Source organism: Achromobacter marplatensis, from assembly GCF_002209535.1.
Lineage (GTDB): Bacteria > Pseudomonadota > Gammaproteobacteria > Burkholderiales > Burkholderiaceae_B > Achromobacter > Achromobacter marplatensis.
The window spans coordinates 1-17,087 of sequence record NZ_NJIG01000025.1 but is presented as its reverse complement, the minus strand read 5'-3'; the positions used below and the strand labels follow the sequence as shown (position 1 = coordinate 17,087).

13 protein-coding genes and 1 pseudogene are annotated in these 17,087 nt (G+C 65.3%); 7 read left to right on the top strand and 7 right to left on the bottom strand.

The features are described 5' to 3' along the window. Positions 1–58 precede the first annotated feature (58 nt). Entirely contained in the window at positions 59–1,006 is a 948-nt protein-coding gene (locus tag CEY09_RS29590) for a LysR substrate-binding domain-containing protein (protein WP_088591339.1), read from the bottom strand. A 173-nt stretch (positions 1,007–1,179) separates the two neighbouring features. On the opposite strand from CEY09_RS29590, the gene CEY09_RS29585 reads away from it, so the two are divergent. From CEY09_RS29585 to CEY09_RS29575, 3 genes are read left to right on the top strand one after another with little or no spacing between them, the layout of a single operon-like run. Continuing rightward, a complete protein-coding gene (locus CEY09_RS29585) occupies positions 1,180–2,409 on the top strand; it encodes a metal-dependent hydrolase family protein (RefSeq protein WP_035212284.1) in 1,230 nt (409 codons plus the stop codon). A gap of 36 nt (positions 2,410–2,445) precedes the next feature. After that, on the top strand, positions 2,446–3,801 hold the full coding sequence (locus tag CEY09_RS29580) for an MFS transporter (RefSeq protein WP_088591338.1): 1,356 nt from the start codon (positions 2,446–2,448) through the stop codon (positions 3,799–3,801). Then, positions 3,798–4,343: a GAF domain-containing protein gene (locus CEY09_RS29575; protein WP_088591337.1), complete on the top strand. Its 546-nt coding sequence runs from the start codon at positions 3,798–3,800 to the stop codon at positions 4,341–4,343. Before CEY09_RS29580 ends, CEY09_RS29575 begins: the two co-directional genes overlap by 4 nt. Here the strand turns inward: CEY09_RS29575 and CEY09_RS29570 are convergent. The 5 genes from CEY09_RS29570 to CEY09_RS29550 are packed head-to-tail and all read right to left on the bottom strand — an operon-like array spanning position 4,325 to position 10,109. After that, complete coding sequence (locus CEY09_RS29570) at positions 4,325–6,640, bottom strand: xanthine dehydrogenase family protein molybdopterin-binding subunit (RefSeq protein WP_088591336.1); 2,316 nt, start codon at positions 6,638–6,640, stop codon at positions 4,325–4,327. The two genes, CEY09_RS29575 and CEY09_RS29570, sit on opposite strands and share 19 nt — an antisense overlap. A gap of 42 nt (positions 6,641–6,682) precedes the next feature. Beyond that, on the bottom strand, positions 6,683–7,369 hold the full coding sequence (locus CEY09_RS29565) for an isochorismatase family protein (RefSeq protein WP_088591335.1): 687 nt from the start codon (positions 7,367–7,369) through the stop codon (positions 6,683–6,685). Continuing rightward, positions 7,366–8,439 carry a 2,5-dihydroxypyridine 5,6-dioxygenase NicX family protein gene (locus CEY09_RS29560; RefSeq protein ID WP_088591334.1) on the bottom strand — a complete coding sequence of 358 codons (1,074 nt, stop codon included), beginning with the start codon at positions 8,437–8,439 and terminating at the stop codon, positions 7,366–7,368. Before CEY09_RS29560 ends, CEY09_RS29565 begins: the two co-directional genes overlap by 4 nt. Before the next feature lie 45 nt (positions 8,440–8,484). After that, positions 8,485–9,336 carry an alpha/beta fold hydrolase gene (locus CEY09_RS29555; RefSeq protein ID WP_088591333.1) on the bottom strand — a complete coding sequence of 284 codons (852 nt, stop codon included), beginning with the start codon at positions 9,334–9,336 and terminating at the stop codon, positions 8,485–8,487. After that, the gene (locus tag CEY09_RS29550) at positions 9,333–10,109 is read right to left on the bottom strand and encodes a maleate cis-trans isomerase family protein (protein WP_006222427.1); all 777 of its coding nucleotides are present in this window, start codon (positions 10,107–10,109) and stop codon (positions 9,333–9,335) included. The genes CEY09_RS29555 and CEY09_RS29550 overlap by 4 nt, the downstream gene beginning before the upstream one ends. A gap of 321 nt (positions 10,110–10,430) precedes the next feature. Between CEY09_RS29550 and CEY09_RS29545 the strand changes: the two genes are divergently transcribed. From CEY09_RS29545 to CEY09_RS29530, 4 genes are all read left to right on the top strand, one after another. Beyond that, positions 10,431–11,588: an FAD-dependent monooxygenase gene (locus CEY09_RS29545; protein ID WP_006222426.1), complete on the top strand. Its 1,158-nt coding sequence runs from the start codon at positions 10,431–10,433 to the stop codon at positions 11,586–11,588. A gap of 112 nt (positions 11,589–11,700) precedes the next feature. Then, positions 11,701–12,222, top strand: coding sequence for a (2Fe-2S)-binding protein (locus tag CEY09_RS29540; protein ID WP_088591332.1), 522 nt, complete (start codon positions 11,701–11,703; stop codon positions 12,220–12,222). Beyond that, positions 12,219–15,224 (top strand): cytochrome c, encoded by a 3,006-nt coding sequence (locus CEY09_RS29535; RefSeq protein WP_088591331.1) that lies wholly within the window; start codon positions 12,219–12,221, stop codon positions 15,222–15,224. Before CEY09_RS29540 ends, CEY09_RS29535 begins: the two co-directional genes overlap by 4 nt. 62 nt (positions 15,225–15,286) lie before the next feature. Then, the gene (locus tag CEY09_RS29530; protein ID WP_035212280.1) at positions 15,287–16,603 is read left to right on the top strand and encodes an MFS transporter; all 1,317 of its coding nucleotides are present in this window, start codon (positions 15,287–15,289) and stop codon (positions 16,601–16,603) included. Positions 16,604–16,676: 73 nt separating this feature from the next. Here the strand turns inward: CEY09_RS29530 and CEY09_RS29525 are convergent. Next, positions 16,677–16,970, bottom strand: a pseudogene (locus CEY09_RS29525) (MarR family winged helix-turn-helix transcriptional regulator); the annotation flags it as partial. Positions 16,971–17,087 lie beyond the last annotated feature (117 nt).

Below are 17,087 nucleotides of genomic sequence, written 5' to 3'. Positions count from 1 at the left end.
CGCGGAATGGTAGCTACGGGGTCGAAACGGGAATATCAGGGAATTCCCGTTAAATCCACTAAGCGGAATTTGCGTCGCAATAACGGCATTCGGCGTCGCCGCTTTTACCGGTCGCGGGCTTTCCATCTTGCAGGTCGGTGTGCCCGCCATGAAAGCACTCATGCGACAGCCATTGGCTCAGCCGGTCATAGCTTTCCATATTGCTGCGCCAGTTGGGCGCGCACAGGTAGTAGCCAAGGGGACTCTCGAACGTGCGGTCGAAGATGTCGACCAGTTGTCCGGTCGCCAGCTCTTTTTCGATCAGGCAGTGCGGCATCAGCGCGACGCCAAACCCCGACGAGGCCGCCTGGATAATCATCGAAAACAGATTGAACCCGGGCCCGAATCGTGCGCGGTCATAATCGCCGATATACGTTGAAAACCAGTATTCCCACGACAGCGGAATTTCAATGTGCTGCAGCAGCGTGCATCGCTTGATGTCTTCCAGGCTGCTTATCGGATGCTGTTCCAGATATTCCGGTGAGCAGACCAGCCGCGTTTCCCGGCCGGTCAGGTACATGGCGTCCCCGTCATGCCAATCCCCATAGCCATATTGGATTGACGCATCGAAATCCAGTTCGGTGCTTTTGTAATCGGCCACGCTGTAGCGGACGAAATTGATGGAGATGTCCGGGTTGACGTCCCGGAACGTCTTTAACCGGGGAAACAGCCATTGCGCCGCGAAGGTGGGCGCGGCCGATACGTTCAGCGATTTGGCGGACTGCTGCGTGGCCATGACCTGCGACGTGGCGCTTTCCAGCGTGTGCAGCGCGGGACGGATCAGGCTCAGGTAGGTGGCGCCCATGCGGGTCAGTTGCAGCCCGTTGGTGGCGCGGATGAACAGCGCGTGCCCCAGGTAGCTTTCCAGCGTGGCGATGTGCCGGCTGATGGCGCTTTGCGTGACGAACAACTCTTTGCCCGCCTTCGAAAACGACAGATGACGGGCCGCCGCGGTGAACGCATTCAACTCAGAAAGGGTGGGGCAGCGACGTCTCATAGGGGGTATGAGTAATGCTCATAAGGCTGTTCAATTTTGTGTCGGACGCCTAAGGGGAGACCCGGTATCGGACGTTTGGATTGTACCGGTAGAGTTCGCCATGCTGAATTTCCTGCATGTCGAACGGATAGCGTGATTTATTTATGAAGCCGGTTGTTGTCAAGAATTGCAAGATTTTGAATACCCGATCGTTGGCCCTTGAGGCCGCGGCGAACGTGCTGATCGAGGACGGGATGATCTCGCGCATCAGTGCGGACGATATCGCGGTGCCCGATGCCGAGGTGGTGGACGCCAAGGGCATGACCTTGATGCCCGGCATGATCGATTGCCACGTGCATGTGGTGGCCTCGTCGTTCAATCTGGGCCGTGTGGCGGCCTTGCCGAACGCATTGGCGCTGCTGCGCGCCTTGCCGATCATGCAGGGCATGCTGGACCGGGGCTTTACCTCCGTGCGCGATGCGGGCGGGGCGGACTGGGCGCTGGCGCAGGCGGTGCTGGACGGGGTGATCGACGGGCCGCGCCTGTTCTGCTCGGGCAAGGCGCTGTCGCAGACCGGTGGGCACGGCGATTTCCGTCAACGCAACGATGAACTTGATCCTTGCCCGTGCTCGGTCAAGATCGGCAACATCGGCCGCGTGGTCGATGGCGTGGACAACTGCCGCCTGGCGGTGCGCGAAGAAATCCTGAAGGGCGCAACGCAGATCAAGGTCATGGCCTCGGGCGGCGTGGCTTCGCCCAACGATCCGATCCAGAACCTGGGATTCTCCGAGGCGGAACTGATTGCCATCGTGGAAGAGGCCAGCAACGCCAATACCTACGTAATGGCACATGCCTACACGCCGCGCGCGATCTCGCGCGCCGTGCGCTGCGGTGTGCGCACCATCGAACACGGCAACCTGGTCGACCGCGAGGCGGCGCTGGTCATGAAAGAGCATGGCGCCTACATGGTGCCCACGCTGATCACCTATGAAGGCCTGGCCAACGACGGCGAGCGCTATGGCTTGCCGCTGGACTCCGTGAAGAAGATCGCCACGGTGCGCACGCACGGGCTGAAGGCGCTTGAGATCCTGGACGAAGTGGGCGTCAAGATGGGTTACGGCAGCGATCTGCTGGGCGAAACCCACTACATGCAGGCGGACGAGCTGGTGCTGCGCAGCCGCGTGCTGGGCAATGCCAAGGTCATCCAGCAAGCGACGCTGATTGGCGCCGAAATCCTGAACCAGGAAGGCTTGCTGGGCGAGGTCTGCGTAGGGGCTTACGCCGACCTGCTGCTTGTTGACGGCAACCCGCTGGACGACATCGCGCTCTTGACCCAACCCGATTCGATCAAGCTGATCATGAACCGCGGCCTGCTGCACAAGAACGCCTGCTGACGTTCTCTTATTCCCCTTTCTCCGGAAATCTCCACCATGTATTCCGTATCAGACCGCCTGGAGCGGCTGCCGTTCTCAAGCTTCCATTTCAGGCTGCTGATGATCGGCGGCCTGGGGCTTGCCTTTGAAGCGCTGGACGCCGGCATCATCGCCTTCATCATCCCCTCGCTGCGCGTGCAGTGGGGCCTGTCGACCGGCCAGATCGGCTGGATCGCCAGCAGCACCTACGTGGGCTTCCTGGTCGGCGCGCTGTTCTCGGGGATTCTGGGCGACCGCTACGGCCGCAAGAAGATCATGATGTGGGCGCTGCTGTTGTTCTGCGTGGCGACGTTCTTCAACGCCTTCGCCCGCAACTATCACGAGTTCTACATCCTGCGCATGATCGCAGGCATCGGCATGGGCGCGGAAGGCGCCATCATCGCGCCGTATCTGGCGGAGTTCGTCAGCAGCAAGTACCGCGGCCGTTTCACCGGCGCGCTGGCCGGCTTCTTCTCGTTTGGCTTCGTGCTGTCGGCCTTGCTGGGCTATTTCATCGTGCCGTTGAGCGATGACGGCTGGCGCTGGATCATGATCATTGCGTCGGTGCCCGTCGTGTTCCTGCTGTGGTGGCGCAAGTCGCTGTTCGAGTCGCCCCGTTGGCTTGAGCATACCGGGCAGACCGCCGAAGCCGACCGCATCTGCTCGGCGATCGAAGCCGAAGTGCAGCAAAAGCTGGGCCGTCCGCTGCCCACGCCGATTGCCACCCGCAAGGCCGCTTCCGCTGCCGCCGAGCCCCAAGGCGCAATGGCGAAGCTGGCCTCGCTGTTTTCGAAGACGTATCTGGGCACGACCGTGTTGGTCTGGGTGTTCTGGATCACCGTGCTGTTCTGCTACTACGCCTTCCTGGTGTGGATTCCCAGCCTGCTGGTCGAACGCGGCTTCACCATCACCAAGAGCTTCTCGTACACCATCCTGATCTACCTGTCGCAGATTCCGGGCTATTTCTCGGCCGCGTACTTCAACGACAAGATCGGCCGCAAGTACACGATCCTGATCTACATGCTGCTGTCGTGCCTGTCGGCGCTGGGCCTGGCGCTGGCCAGCGGCGAACATCAGATCATCATGTTGAGCATGCTGCTGTCCTTCGGCATGAATGGCGTGATCGCGGGCCAGTACACCTACACGGCTGAAATCTATCCTACGTCGATCCGGGCGACCGGCATGGGCGCGGCCTCCGCCTTCGCACGGATCGGCTCGATCGCTTCGCCGACCATCGTGGGCGTGGCGTATCCGGTGCTGGGCTTTGCGGGGGTATTCGCGATGATGACGGCGATTCTGCTGGTCGGCGGCCTGGGCATCCTGTTCTTCGGCAAGAACACGCGCGGCGTGGTGCTTGAGGAGATCAACGCATGACGCCCGCATCCGTGTTTTCGCCTTGGGCCGGGTACGCGCGTGCCTTGGGGCTGGCGAGTGGCCGCCAGGCGCAGTGGGACGTGGTGTCCGGATTGCTGGAAGCAGCCTTCGGGCACCGGCTCTTCACCGCGCTGCTGTACCTGGAGGAACACCGTCTGATGAAGCGGCTGTACACGTCTGATGAAAGCATCAGCCCCCTGGGCGGCTTCAAGGCGACGGGAAACGGCCCCTGGTCGCGCCATGTGCTGGAGCAGGGGCGGTTGTACGTGGCCAGTAACGAAGACGATGTGCGCTCGGTGTTTTCGGAAGCGCCGATGCTGATCGATCGCGGCCTGCAATCGGCGTTGAATATTCCGGTGCGCCACGAAGGCCGGGTGATCGGTTCACTGAATTTGCTGGCCGGCCGCCATGCCTATGACGAGGCCGATCATGACCTGGCGGCGATAATCGCAGGTCTGTGCGCGCCCGTTTTCCTTGAGGAAATTCGGGCTGCGCAATCGGCGGCGGCGCAAGTAGACCGGTCTCAGCTCGATAGCGTCTGAGCTTGCTGAGCCAGCACGGAGCGTACTGCGTCGGGCGTAAAGGGCGCTTCATAGAAGCGCTGCCCCGTGGCGTCGAAGAGGGCGTTCGCGATGGCGGCGGGGCCCGGAACGGAGGCGGACTCGCCCGCGCCCATGGGCGGTTCGTCCTGGCGCGGCATCAGCAGCACGTCGATGGGCGGCAAGTCCTTGAAGCCGATGATGGGGTAGCCGCCCCATTCGCGGCTGGCCACGCCCGCGGTATCGAAATCCACTTTTTCCAGCAGGCTGCGGCTTAGCGTCTGGTTCACGTTGCCGTGGATCTGGTGGCGCACGCCGTCGGGGTTGACGATCATGCCCGTGTCTTGGCCGACGACGATGCGCTCGACGGTGATGCGGCCGCTGGCCGGGTCAACGCGCAGGTCGATGACCCACGCCGCCCACGCGGCGCCGAATCCGGGGAACTTGCTGTGCACGTAGCGGGCGTAAGCGACACCGCGCCCATGCAACTGGCCGTCGGCGTCGGGTGTGCCGCGGCTGCCTGGCGTGAAGGGACGCCAGCCTGCGCGCTGGGCCGTGGCGTCGATCAGCGCGACGGCGCGCGCATCATCCAGATGCCGAAGGCGGTACTCCACAGGATCCGCGCCGGCGGCGTGGGCGAGTTCGTCGATCATGCATTCATGCGCGAACGAATTGGGCAGCGCCGACACGCCGCGCAGCCACGATGCGCGCACCAAAGGCGCCATGTCGTGGCAGACGACGCGCCGGTTCTGATAGCGATAGGGCGGTGCCGCCGTGCGGTCGCCCATTTCCAGTGTGCGCGGTTCGGTAGAGATCGCACCCGTCAGTAGCAGCGCCAGGATGGGCGCGTCATTGGAGGGGTATCGCACCGCGAAGTCGTAGGCCAGCAGATCGCCGTTGGCATTGATCGCGGCGCCCACGTCCATCAGCTGGCCGGTGCCCTTGGGTTCCCACTGATGCTCCTGTTCGCGGGTGAGCTGCACGCGCACCGGAGCGCCCACCGCGATCGACAGCAACGCCGCGTCGGCGCAGACGTCATCGGCGCAATTGCGCCCGTAGCAGCCGGCGGCCTCCAGCCGGATCAGTTCTATCTGGCCTTCGCCCAGTTTCAGCAGGCGGTCGAGATCGGTGCGCAGCATGTGCGGATTCTGCGAACCGGTCCAGACCGTCAGGCGGCCGTCTCGGAAGTCGGCGACGGCGCACGAGGGGCCGATGGAGGCATGCATCTGGTAGGGCCAGACGTAGCTGCGGCGCAGGTGCGTGGCGGCGTCGGCGCATGCGGTGTCGACATCGCCGTCTTCGATCAGCGGCCGGGCGCGCGCGGGCTGGGCGCGAATGGCCTCGGCAAGATTGTCCAGGCGGGGTGCGGGCGGCACCGGCTTCCAGCGAACCTTCAGCGCCCGCATCGCGGCGATGGCCTGTTCTTCGCGATCCGCCACCACGCCGATGAAGTCGCCTTGCGCCACGACCTGCACGTTACCGGGCAGGTGGGCGACGGATTCAAGGTCCAGATCGATCAGGCAGCGGCCGATGAAGTCGCCGGCGTCGCGTCCCGGGTGAGGCGGGCGGATGACGCGCCCGTGGCGCATGCCGGGCACGCGCACGTCGTGCACGAAGCTGAGTTCGCCGGCGGCCTTGGCCGGGATATCGACCCGGGCTACGCCTTGCCCGACGATCCGATAGTCTTCGGCGGGTTTCAGGCGGACGGGCTGGTCGGGCGCCGCCAACGTCAGCCGCGTGTGTTGGCCGCGCACCAGCTGGCCGTAGTGCAGTTGACGCGAGTCGCTGTCGTCCCGGGGCCGGATCACGCCGTCGCGCACCCGTAGCGCATCGCGCGGCAGGTTCCACTGTTGCGCTGCCATGGCAAGCAGATGCTCTCGGGCCTGAGCGGCGGCGCGCCGCAAGGGAACCGCCGATATCTGGATGCTGGCGCTGGCGATCGTCGGCCCCTGGTTGGGGGCGGCGTTGGTGTGGCCCAGCACCATCTCCAGGCGTGCCATCGGAACATCCAGTTCTTCGGCGACGATCTGGGCCAACGAGGTCTTGATGCCCGTACCCAGATCCACGTGGCCGTTGAAGGCAAGCACGCGCCAGCCGGAAGGGTCTGATCCTTCGGGGGGCAGTCCGGTGCCGCCCAGTAACGCGATGAAGATTTCCGGCGTTGCCTGGACGTAGTCGGTCGCGGTCCCGGGTTGGCCCGGCGCAGGGCGCGGGGGCGCCGACGGCTCGCGCACGACCAGCAGCGCGTCGGGGTGGGCGAGCAGCGTGCCAACCAATGCTTGAGGCTGAGGCAGGGTCATGGGGCAGAGGGCATTCGGGCCAGGGGAATGATTATGCCGGCATTACCTGGCGCCAGACAGCGGGGTTTGCGCCAGGGCGTCGGTATCGGAGATGGCCTGGGCCAGGGGCATGACGGCGGCGTACTTCTGCGCCATGTCGAACAGGTTGGCGTCGTGCGGCCCCAAGGCGCGGTCGCCGCAGCAGTCGGACACGACCAGCGGCCGGAAACCCGCCTGCATCGCGTCCACCACGCTGGCCCGCACGCAGCCGCTGGTGACGCAGCCGGCAACCAGCAGGGTCTGCACGCCGCGCTGCGCGAGCCACGGCGCCAGCATGGTGCCGAAGAAGGCGGACGGGGTGCTCTTGCGCACCACGTATTCGCCCGCAGCCGGGGCCAGTTCCGGCACGATGGCGCTGTTCCTGCTGTGTTCCTTCAGGGCCAGCATCGCGGGCACCTTCAGGCAGAAGATGTTGCTGTCGGCGTCGTCGTCGGAAAAGACGATGCGGCTGTGCGCCACCGGCCACCCCTGTGCGCGGGCGTGCGCCAGCAGGTGGCGGGTCTGCGCGATGGCCTCGGGGATGTTGCCGCCGCCCAGCACCGCCGGATCGGCAAAGCCGTTGACGAAGTCGACGATCAGCAGCCCGAAGGGGGCCTTGAGCGGCAGCGGCGTGCCGAAGCCTTGGCGCGAATAGGCGGAAATGTCGCCGGAAGCGCCTTGGGAGGGGATGGTCTGGACGGTTGCGTTCATTTGTCTTCCTTACGGCGGGCGGCGCGGGCCAATCCCGGTTCGTCCTGCACGACGCCGTTGACTACGACAGGCTGATCATCCAGCGCGACGCTGCAGTGGCGCATCGGGATGTCGATATGGCAGGCGGTATTGCGGCTGCCGCCGGCTTCGTTGTTGGGGCCCATGGACCACAGGAAGTTGCCTTCGAAAGCGCGGGCGTCCATGCCGATGTGGGCTTCCTTGTTGTAGTGGGCCAGCATGGACCACTGCGCGCGCGGTTGCAGGCCCCAGCCGATGTGAGACACCGCATAGGCCTCGGGGTCTTCGTAGGCGGCCATGTATTCCTTGAGGATGTCGGCCTGCAACCCGCCGTTGATGCGCGTGACGTAGCCTTTTTCAATGACGAGCTCGATCGGCTCGGTTACGTAGTCTTTCATGGGCAGCAGGATGTCTCCGCGGTCCAGTATCACGCGCCCTTCGCTTTGGCCTTCGTTGGGCCAGGTCAGCACGAAGCCGCTGGGCCAATGGTCCCAGCGGCCGGGTTGGTCGACGAAGCCGTATTCCGAGATCGCCGGAAATTCCCCCAGTTGGCAGCGCAGGTCGGTGCCGGCCTTGGAAGTAATGTGCATCTGGCGCGCCGCCTCGATCTGGCGGGCGGCGGCCTGCACGCGGGTGCGGTCCGCCTCGGTGGGCACCAGCCGGCACAGCACTTCTGGCGGTTCGATCGCCAGCAGGATCTTGGTGCCGGTCTGCAGGATCTCGTGCTGTTCCGGCGAGAACAGCAGCGTCATCAGATCCAGCACCAGATCGCTGGCCGTAAGCGCCGCAATGGCAGCCGGGTTGCCGGTCAGCGGCGTGGTGCCCAGGTAGGCCAGGGCGTCGCGGCTGATCGACTTGTCGGCATTCACGGGCGGCAGGTCCAGCCGGTTGACCCGGGCGCCCATGTCGGTGGCGGCGGCGATGGCGCAGCGCAGGGTTTGCGGATGCGTGTCGGCGCCGGTAAGCACCGTGACAATCTGGCCGGCTTCAAGCCGGGAGAGCGTAAGCACCTGCTTCCAGGCGTGGATCAGATCGATATCGCTGACGGACATGGGGATTCCTTGGGTCGGCAGATTTGGGGGAAAGAGGGCGGCGCGTCAGTCCACCGGGCGACCGAGAAAGTCGCCGAAGGCGGCGTAGAACCCGGCTTCGTTGTCCCAGGGGATCATGTGACCCGCGCCGGGCACGCGCACGTGCTGAGTCTGTGGCGCGAGGGTTTGCCATTCGGCCACGTCGTCGTCGCCCACGACGCCGCCTTTTTCCGCGGTCATCAGCAACAGGGGAAGCGCGATGCCGGGCAGGTCGGCGTGGATATCGTCACGGCCGAAGTCTTCGAAGCTTTGGACGATGGCGGGTTCGTGGCACGTGTGCAGCCACTGGGCGCGCAGTTGGCGCTGCGCTTCGGTCCACGTCGGGCAAAACGCCCGCATGTCTTCGGCGGTCATGCCACGGGTGGCCTGGCGGATGGAATCCACGTACCAGGCCAGATTGGCGGGGTAGGCGCGGCGGCCGGGGCCGGACACGGGCGGGTCCACGATCACCAGGCGTGCCAGGCCCTGCGGCTGTTGGCGGGCAGCACGAATGGCGATGCGGCCACCCATGGAGTGGCCGACCAGTGCGTAGCGCTCCAGCCCCAACGCCTGGGCAAAGGCCGTTACATCGGCCGCTTGCGCGTCCAGGCCGTAGTCCAGGTCGGGCCCGGATGCCGATAGCCCGCGTCCGCGCACGTCCAGCACATAGGTATCGAACTGGCGGCCCAGGTGTTCGGCCACGAAACCCCACGTCACGGCGGGGCTGGTGATGCCGGGGATGACGATGACGGCAAGGCGTTCGGCGCGTTCGCCGGTGTTACCGCCGTAGCGCAGATAGTGCTGGCGGATGCCGTTGGCGTGGACGTGGCCGCCGTAGAGGTAGGTACTGGCAGGGTAAGTGCTGGCTGCGTGGCTCATTGCGGGTTCCTGGAATAGGGGTAGGCGCCGGAGAGCAGGGCGCCTGCGCCGGGCACCACGGGGTCCAGGCCAAGCGCTTTGAGGATGGCGTAGGTAGTGGCGATGGAGGCCGTCAGTACGGGCTTGCCCGTTTCGGCTTCGACCTGCGACACGGCGGGCAGCGACGGCATCTGCACGCAGGCGGACAGCACGATCACGTCGGCGTCGGCCACATTCATGCCGGCGACGATGCCGGGCAGGCGGGCGGGGTCGTGGCGGCCCACCTCAAGGTTGTCGGGAATTTCCAGGGCACGCCAGTCGACGATCTCGAAGCCTTCGGCGGCGATGTAGTCCATGACCAGTTCGGTCAGCGGCACCATGTAGGGCGCCACCAGCGCAATCTTCTTTGCGCCCATGACGTGCAGTGCGTCAACCAAGGCCCCGGCGCTGGTGATGACGGGCGCGGCCGCGCCGTTTTCGGCGGTGCGTTCAGACAGGCGCTTTTGCGAGACGCGGTGGTAGCCCCGGCCCATCGCCATGATGGCCACCAGGCAGGCGTAGCCCAGCACGTCGACTCGCGCATCGCTGAGCTCCAGCGCGCAGCGGTCGCTCTCGGCATCCATGGCCGCCAGCTCTTCCTTCTGCACCTTCTTCATGCGCATCCGGCTGGAATGGAATGTGAAGCGGTCCTCGGGCCGCAGGGACGAATGCGCCTGCAGCATCGCGGGGACTTCGGTTTCCATGGTCGTGTTGGAACTGGGGACGATCTGGCCGATTCGAAAATTCTTCGTCATGAGGTGCCTTGAAAGGGTGGGACTAGGGTTTCCGATAAATTCAAAAGAAGCGTATACGCTCTATTCTTGCAAAGAGCGAGGCAGATAGCCAACCTGGTTTTCGTAGTGGTTTTCACCTAATACTGTGAAAAACATGCACTATTTTGGTGATCTGTCTTCGGGTTTACGCGGGTTTTGAAAAATTTGATATCTAAAAATGAAGTGTGTACTTCATAATTTTTCAAATCCAAGGCCGTGCGCAGGTGTCGCCCTGGCGGTGGCCGGCAACGTGTTCAAGCATCTACTAATCCAGTCATTCACCATCCAGCAAGGAGAAGCCCCGTGTCTACATCCCCCCGTATCGCCATCGTCGGCGCCGGTCTTGGCGGCGCCGCAACCGCCGCGCTGCTGCTCAACGAAGGACTGAACGTCCGCGTCTATGAGCAGGCGCCGGGCTTTTCGCGGCTAGGGGCCGGCATCCATGTGGGGCCCAACGTCATGAAGATCCTGCGTCGCATCGGCGTGGAAGACGCGCTGAACGCCCAGGGCTCCCATCCCGACTACTGGTACAGCCGCCACTGGCAAACGGGCGACATCCTGGCGCAGATTCCGCTGGGCGATTACGCCGTCAAAAACTACGGCGCGTCCTATCTCACGGTGCATCGGGGCGACTTCCACGCCTTGCTGATCGACGCCCTGCCGAAAAGCGCCGTCGTCTACGACAAGTCGTTGACCAAGGTGGAAGACCGGGGTGACGTGGTGGTGATGCACTTTGCCGACGGCACGTCGGAAGAGGCCGACATCGTCATCGGCGCCGACGGCGTGAACTCGCGGATTCGCGAAGAATTGCTGGGGCCGGAACTGCCGAAATACGCGGGGTATCTGGCGCACCGCGCGGTGTTCCCGACGCCGCAGGTCAAGGGCGGCATGTTGCCCTTCGATGCCTGCGTGAAGTGGTGGAGCGATGACCGCCACATGATGACCTACTTCGTGACCGGCAAGGCCGACGAGCTCTATTACGTCACCGGTGTGCCCGTAGAACACTGGGACTTGAACGACCGCTGGCTGCCCAGCAGCAAGGACGAAATGCGCGAGGCCTTCAGCGGCTGGCACCCCACGGTGCAGGCGCTGATCGACGCTACGGTAGAGGTAACCAAGTGGTCATTGCTGGAGCGAGATCCGCTGCCGCTGTGGAGCCGCGGCCGCCTGGTGCTGCTGGGCGACGCCTGCCATCCGATGAAGCCCCATATGGCACAGGGCGCAGCCATGGCCATTGAAGACGGCGCGATGCTGGCGCGGTGCTTCAAGGAAGTGGGCGTGAATAATCACGAACTGGCGTTTGCGCTGTACGAAGCGAACCGCGCTGAACGCGCCAGCAAGGTGCAGCGCATTTCGCACGACAACACCTGGTTGCGCACCAATGAAGACCCGTCGTGGTGCTTCGGCTACGACGTGTTCAGCGAGCCGCTCGTAGAACCCAAAGCCCGGGCTGCAGCATGATGGGCGCCGCGACGCCGGGCAACAAAGGGCCCCGGCAAAAGAAGGGACTTGATCCCTGGCCCGCGTAGCGGCAACCTTTCACCCTTTCAACCTGTAGCCACGCGCCACGCCCATGGGATCCACAGTCAATCCAAGCAGCGCCCCGCCACCGATCCGTTTGACGGTCAATGGGGGCGTGTACGACGTGCCGGTAGCGCCCGATACAGCGCTGCTGCACGTGCTGCGCAATGACCTTGAGCTGAACGGCCCGAAGTACGGCTGCGGCCTGGGCGAATGCGGTGCGTGCACGGTACTGGTTGACGGTGTGGCGGCGCGGTCTTGCGTGATCCCGGTCAGGGCGGCGCAGGGGCGGGCAGTGACCACGCTGGAAGGACTGGGCACGCGGCAGCAGCCAGGGCCGACGCAACAGGCGTTCATCGACTGCCAGGCGGCGCAGTGCGGCTATTGCCTGAACGGAATGATCATGACGGTGGAGGCCCTGTTGCGCCGCAATCCCTGCCCCACCGAGCAAGCGCTGCGCAGCGAACTGCACCACAACCTGTGCCGCTGCGGTACGCATGTGGAAATCATGCAGGCGGCGTTGCGGGCCGTGCAATTGCGCGCGGCTGCCATCACGGAAGAGCCCGCCCGATGAGCGCGAACGCTTGCGCGGCGTCGTCGGGTAACGCTGGCCTGCCGGCTGCGCTGCCCGCCGATCTGTTGCACGGCATTGCGCTGCGTGCGCCTGAACTGGCGTGGGACGGGACGCGTTACCGCGGGAGCCAATTGCTGGGCGCGCGCCTGGCCGAGGTTCGAACCCTGGCCGGCGTGGTGGCAACGGTGCAGCACATGCACTTCGTGGGCGTCTTGGCGGTATCGCCGCTGTATGCTCGCCAGGCCGCGGCGGATCTCGCGCCCGTTTGGCAAGCCGCCCATGCGTTCGAGACCCCGCGTTCCGGCCCGCCCGACGCCGATCAGGTCCGCTACGGCCTGCGGCTTCCTTCAGTTGACCCCAGCCCTGGCTCCCGAGTCACCGCATGGAGCCTGAACGGGCATACCAGCGTGTGGCTGCCGGCCTGCACGCAGGCTGTCCAACAGATATTGCGACGCGAGCTGGCTGCCGTGCTGCAACAGCCCGAGGCCACGATACGGCTGGCGGTTGTTGGCGCCGATGACGCGCTCGTCGGCGAGCTAGATGTGGTGCATCCGCTGGATCTGATGGATGCGGCCGCCGATGCGGCGCTGCTGTCGCAAGCGGTCGGCCGGCCGGTCTGCGTGGCCTGCCACACCGAGGCGGCTGATGAACTGGTGCTGTACGTGCCGCAAGCGGCGGACTTGATCGAGCCCGTTCCAAGTCCGGCTGCGATGGCGCCCGGCGCTGATGGCGATCAGGCGTTGACCACCGTATTTGCGGCCGATGCGCCTTGGGCGATGCGCCCCAGCTTGGCGCGCCTGTTGAGCCAGCCGGCGCAGGCGCGGGCGGCCGCGCAGCCCACGGTGCACAGCGATGTGGCGGTGCAAGCCGGTAAGCAGGCATCCGTTCCGCTACGCGCCAGCGTCGACGAGCTGAACGCGGCCCAGGTGTTCGCCCAGGAAAGCCTCTGGCATGAGCAGGCGCTGGCCCGTGATGAAGATCCGATGGCGTGGCGCTTGCAGCACCTGCCCGAGGGCCAGGGCCGAGCGCTGGCGCGTCAGGTCGTGGAGCAGGCGGGGTTGCCTGCAGCGGATGACGGGGGCGCGCCGCGCCCCGGTATGTTGCGGGGCACGGGCTTCGCCACGGCGCAGGTGCAGTGTGTGGATGAGAGCGGTACGGCCCGCATGGTGTGGAGCGCCTGGGTGGCGGAGGTCACCGTCCAGCCTCAAACCGGCCAGGTCGACGTGACACGCGTCGTCGCCGGCCACGATAGCCAACATCTGCATCCGGCGCAGCGCGCGCCGATCCTGCCCGAAATCGAGCAACAGACACCGCGATTGCTGGCTAACGCCCGCCGCCTGCTGGCGGGCCCGCCAGCATTTGATGACTGGTCAAGCCCGGCCATCAACGCCGCGGACGAACAGACCGGCGCATTGAGTCGACGCGAAGGCGCCAAGGACCTGTCCCGCGTGGATCCCGCCGCAGACGGTCTGGTGACGCAGGGGCAACTGGGTCTGGACGGCGTCGTAACGCTACCGGCCGCTGCCGCAATCGCCAATGCCATTCAGGACGCAACAGGTGTGCGGCTGCGGCAGGTGCCGTTTGATTCCGAGCAGTTGCGGTTGGCGCTGGCTGACCGCCGTCGCGAGCGTACACGCAATCCGCTGGCGCGCGGCTGGGTGTGGCTGGCCGCCGGCATGGCGGGGCTGGCCGGCATGGCCGCCGCGCTGTGGCCGATGAAGCCGGCGCTGCCGCTGACCGCCGGCCCGGACGTGTCGCTGTATTCAATGCGCGCTATCGAACGCGGGCGTCTGGTGGCGGCCGCGGGCGATTGCGTCGCCTGCCACACCGCGCCCGGCGGCAAAGCCAATGCGGGCGGACTGGCGTTGGATACGCCCTTCGGCACGATCTACACCACCAACATCACGCCCGATAACGACACCGGCATTGGCCGCTGGTCGTACACCGCGTTCGAGCGCGCCATGCGCCACGGCGTGCACCAGGACGGGCGGCAGCTGTATCCTGCGTTCCCCTACACGGCCTACGCCAAGCTGAGCGATGCGGACATGCAGGCGCTGTACGGCTATCTGATGTCGCAGCCCGCCGTGCGGGCCGAGCCCCCCAAGACGCAGCTGGCATTCCCGTTCAATTTCCGTCCGCTGTTGGCGGGCTGGAATGCGCTGTTCCACGACGCTACGCCTTTCACGCCGGATTCGTCGCGCAGCGCGCAATGGCTGCGCGGCGCGTATCTCGTGCAGGGTGCCGGCCATTGCGCGGCCTGTCACTCGCCGCGCAACCGTCTGGGCGCGGAGAAGACGGGCGAGCACTACCTGGCCGGCGGCGAGGCCGAGGGCTGGACCGCGCCCGCCCTGAACCAGCTGGCCACCGGCGCGCGCGCCTGGACGGCAGACGAACTGTTCCAGTATCTGCGCACGGGATATTCCCCGCGCCACGGCGTGGCGGCCGGGCCGATGGCGCCGGTGATCCACGGCTTGGCCGAACTGCCCGACAGCGACGTGAAGGCCATCACGACCTATTTGCTGGACCTGCCGCAAGGGGCGGGTGCCACGGTAGCGCAGCCGCCCGCCGATTTCACGCCGGCACCAGCGTCGGGAGCGCAGCCCGCATCGCACGCAGCGGCGCAACCCGCGATTGCCGCTGCCACGATCCACTCCCTTCAGGGCCGGCGCGCGAACGGCGAACGCGTCTATCAGAACGCGTGCGCCGTCTGCCATGAGGCCGGCAGCGGCCCCACGCTGTTCGGCGTGAAGCCCCTGTTGAGCTCGAACACCAATTTGCACGCCGCATCGCCCGACAACCTGATCCAGGTGATCCTCAACGGCATCCAGACCCCAGCCAACGACGAGCTGGGCTACATGCCGGGCTTCAAGGACGCGCTGGACGACAGGCAGATCGCGGATTTGGTCGGCTACTTGCGGGAACGCCATGCGCCAGGCAAAGACCCCTGGCCGGACCCGACGAACACGATTAGCAGGCTGCGCGAGCACGCGGAGCTGAACTAAAGGAAGCGCGGCCACAACGCGTGCAGCAGTTTGTGTTGATCACAACAAGGGGTTTTTCATCTATGTCAGCTTCATTGGTTTCAGTGGACAAGGCCATCCAGGTGGCAGGTGTCGGCAAGTTCCAGTATCGGCTCTTCGTGATATTCGGCCTGGTCTGGATGGCGGATGCCATGCAGGTGCTGTCGATCGGTTTCAGTGCGCCGTCGATCGCCAAGACCTTCGGCATCACCGTGCCGCAGGCATTGCAAAGCGGCACGTTCTTCTTTATCGGCATGTTGATCGGCGCGTTCGTGTTCGGCCGGATGGCCGACCGCATCGGGCGCCGTCCGGTCTTGATGATCGCCGTGGTCATCGACGCCTGCGCCGGCGTGGCATCGGCGTTCGCGCCGGAGTTCACGTGGTTGCTGTTCCTGCGTTTCCTGACGGGGATCGGCGTGGGCGGCACGCTGCCTGTGGACTACACGATGATGGCGGAATTCCTGCCCAGCGACCGTCGCGGCCGCTGGCTGGTGCTGCTGGAATCGTTCTGGGCCGTGGGCACCATTTTCCTGGCGCTGCTGGCGCTGGCCGCAACGTCCTGGGGCGATGACGCCTGGCGCGTGATCTTCTTCGTGACCGGGCTGCCCGCCTTGATCGGCGTGGTGCTGCGCTTCTACATACCGGAGTCGCCGATGTACTTGAACCGCAACGGCAAATCGGATCAGGCGCGCAAGGTGCTGGAGCGCGTGGCGCGGGTCAACCGCCGCGACGTTGATCTGCCCCACCTGCAGCCGGAAGTGCCGGTGCACAAGTCCATGTTCGCGTTGTTCTCGGCCAGCTACCGCCGCCGCAGCATCGGGCTGTTCCTGGCATGGGCGCTGATCTCCATCGCTTACTACGGCGTCTTCGTCTACCTGCCCGTCAAGCTCAGCACCGAAGGTTTCGCCTTCATGCGCGGCCAGGAGTTCCTGGTGCTGCTGGCGCTGGTGCAGTTGCCCGGCTTTGCGCTGTCGGCTTATGGCGTGGAACGCTGGGGCCGCAAGCCCACGCTGGTCGGCTTCCTGATCCTGAGCGCGGTAGGGTGCATGCTGTACAGCCTGGGCACGTCGCCGGCCGTCGTGATCGGTTCCACCTTGCTGATGAGTTTCTCGTTGCTGGGTACGTGGGGCGCCTTGTACGCGTTCACGCCCGAGGTCTACCCGACCGATCTGCGCGCAAGCGGCATGGGCATGGCGGGGGCGGTGGCACGCTTCGGCGGCCTGTTTGCGCCGGCCATCATCGCGCCCATCATGACCAGCCACTTCACGCTGTCGCTGGTCGTGCTGTCCAGCATGCTGGTGGCGGGCGCCGTCGCCATCTGGTCGGTGGACGTGGAGTCGCGCAACCGCGCGCTGGAGTGATCTACGGTTGATGGATCGCCTGGCTGATTGCCAGGCAGAAAGACCAGCGGCGACGAACGGCGACCAACGGGCCTTATGCCTGTTCGTCGCCGTTGAGCATTTTGGTCAGCAGGAAATCCAGCGCCAGGCGTTCGGCGGGGTTCAGGTTGCCGTACGTGCTCTCGGTGATCTGCTTGGCGAACGGCTCCATCTGGGCAACCAGTTCCTGCCCGATGGGCGTCAGATTGATGACGACCTTGCGGCGGTCGATCGGGTCGTGGTCCACCTGGACCAGTTCGCGCTGCTTCAACCGGTCAACCACGCCGCGCACGGTGGCCTGGTCGATGACGGTGGCCTTGACCAGATCAGCCAACGAGCTGGCGCCATTGCGTAAGCACCCCCGTCAAGTAGACATTGGTTGATAGACGATCGGAGCGAAGGTTAGCCGAGGCATGAATTGCACCGGCGGGAGGCCACCCAACGATTCGTGCGGGCGGTACTGGTT

What these genes read in the sequence shown, in the direction of transcription:
- CEY09_RS29550 (WP_006222427.1), bottom strand. Translation starts at nt 10,109, where the DNA reads ATGACGAAGAATTTTCGAATCGGCCAGATCGTCCCCAGTTCCAACACG.
- CEY09_RS29580 (WP_088591338.1), top strand. Translation starts at nt 2,446, where the DNA reads ATGTATTCCGTATCAGACCGCCTGGAGCGGCTGCCGTTCTCAAGCTTC.
- CEY09_RS29540 (WP_088591332.1), top strand. Translation starts at nt 11,701, where the DNA reads ATGGGATCCACAGTCAATCCAAGCAGCGCCCCGCCACCGATCCGTTTG.
- CEY09_RS29530 (WP_035212280.1), top strand. Translation starts at nt 15,287, where the DNA reads ATGTCAGCTTCATTGGTTTCAGTGGACAAGGCCATCCAGGTGGCAGGT.
- CEY09_RS29535 (WP_088591331.1), top strand. Translation starts at nt 12,219, where the DNA reads ATGAGCGCGAACGCTTGCGCGGCGTCGTCGGGTAACGCTGGCCTGCCG.
- CEY09_RS29575 (WP_088591337.1), top strand. Translation starts at nt 3,798, where the DNA reads ATGACGCCCGCATCCGTGTTTTCGCCTTGGGCCGGGTACGCGCGTGCC.
- CEY09_RS29560 (WP_088591334.1), bottom strand. Translation starts at nt 8,439, where the DNA reads ATGTCCGTCAGCGATATCGATCTGATCCACGCCTGGAAGCAGGTGCTT.
- CEY09_RS29570 (WP_088591336.1), bottom strand. Translation starts at nt 6,640, where the DNA reads ATGACCCTGCCTCAGCCTCAAGCATTGGTTGGCACGCTGCTCGCCCAC.
- CEY09_RS29555 (WP_088591333.1), bottom strand. Translation starts at nt 9,336, where the DNA reads ATGAGCCACGCAGCCAGCACTTACCCTGCCAGTACCTACCTCTACGGC.
- CEY09_RS29565 (WP_088591335.1), bottom strand. Translation starts at nt 7,369, where the DNA reads ATGAACGCAACCGTCCAGACCATCCCCTCCCAAGGCGCTTCCGGCGAC.
- CEY09_RS29585 (WP_035212284.1), top strand. Translation starts at nt 1,180, where the DNA reads ATGAAGCCGGTTGTTGTCAAGAATTGCAAGATTTTGAATACCCGATCG.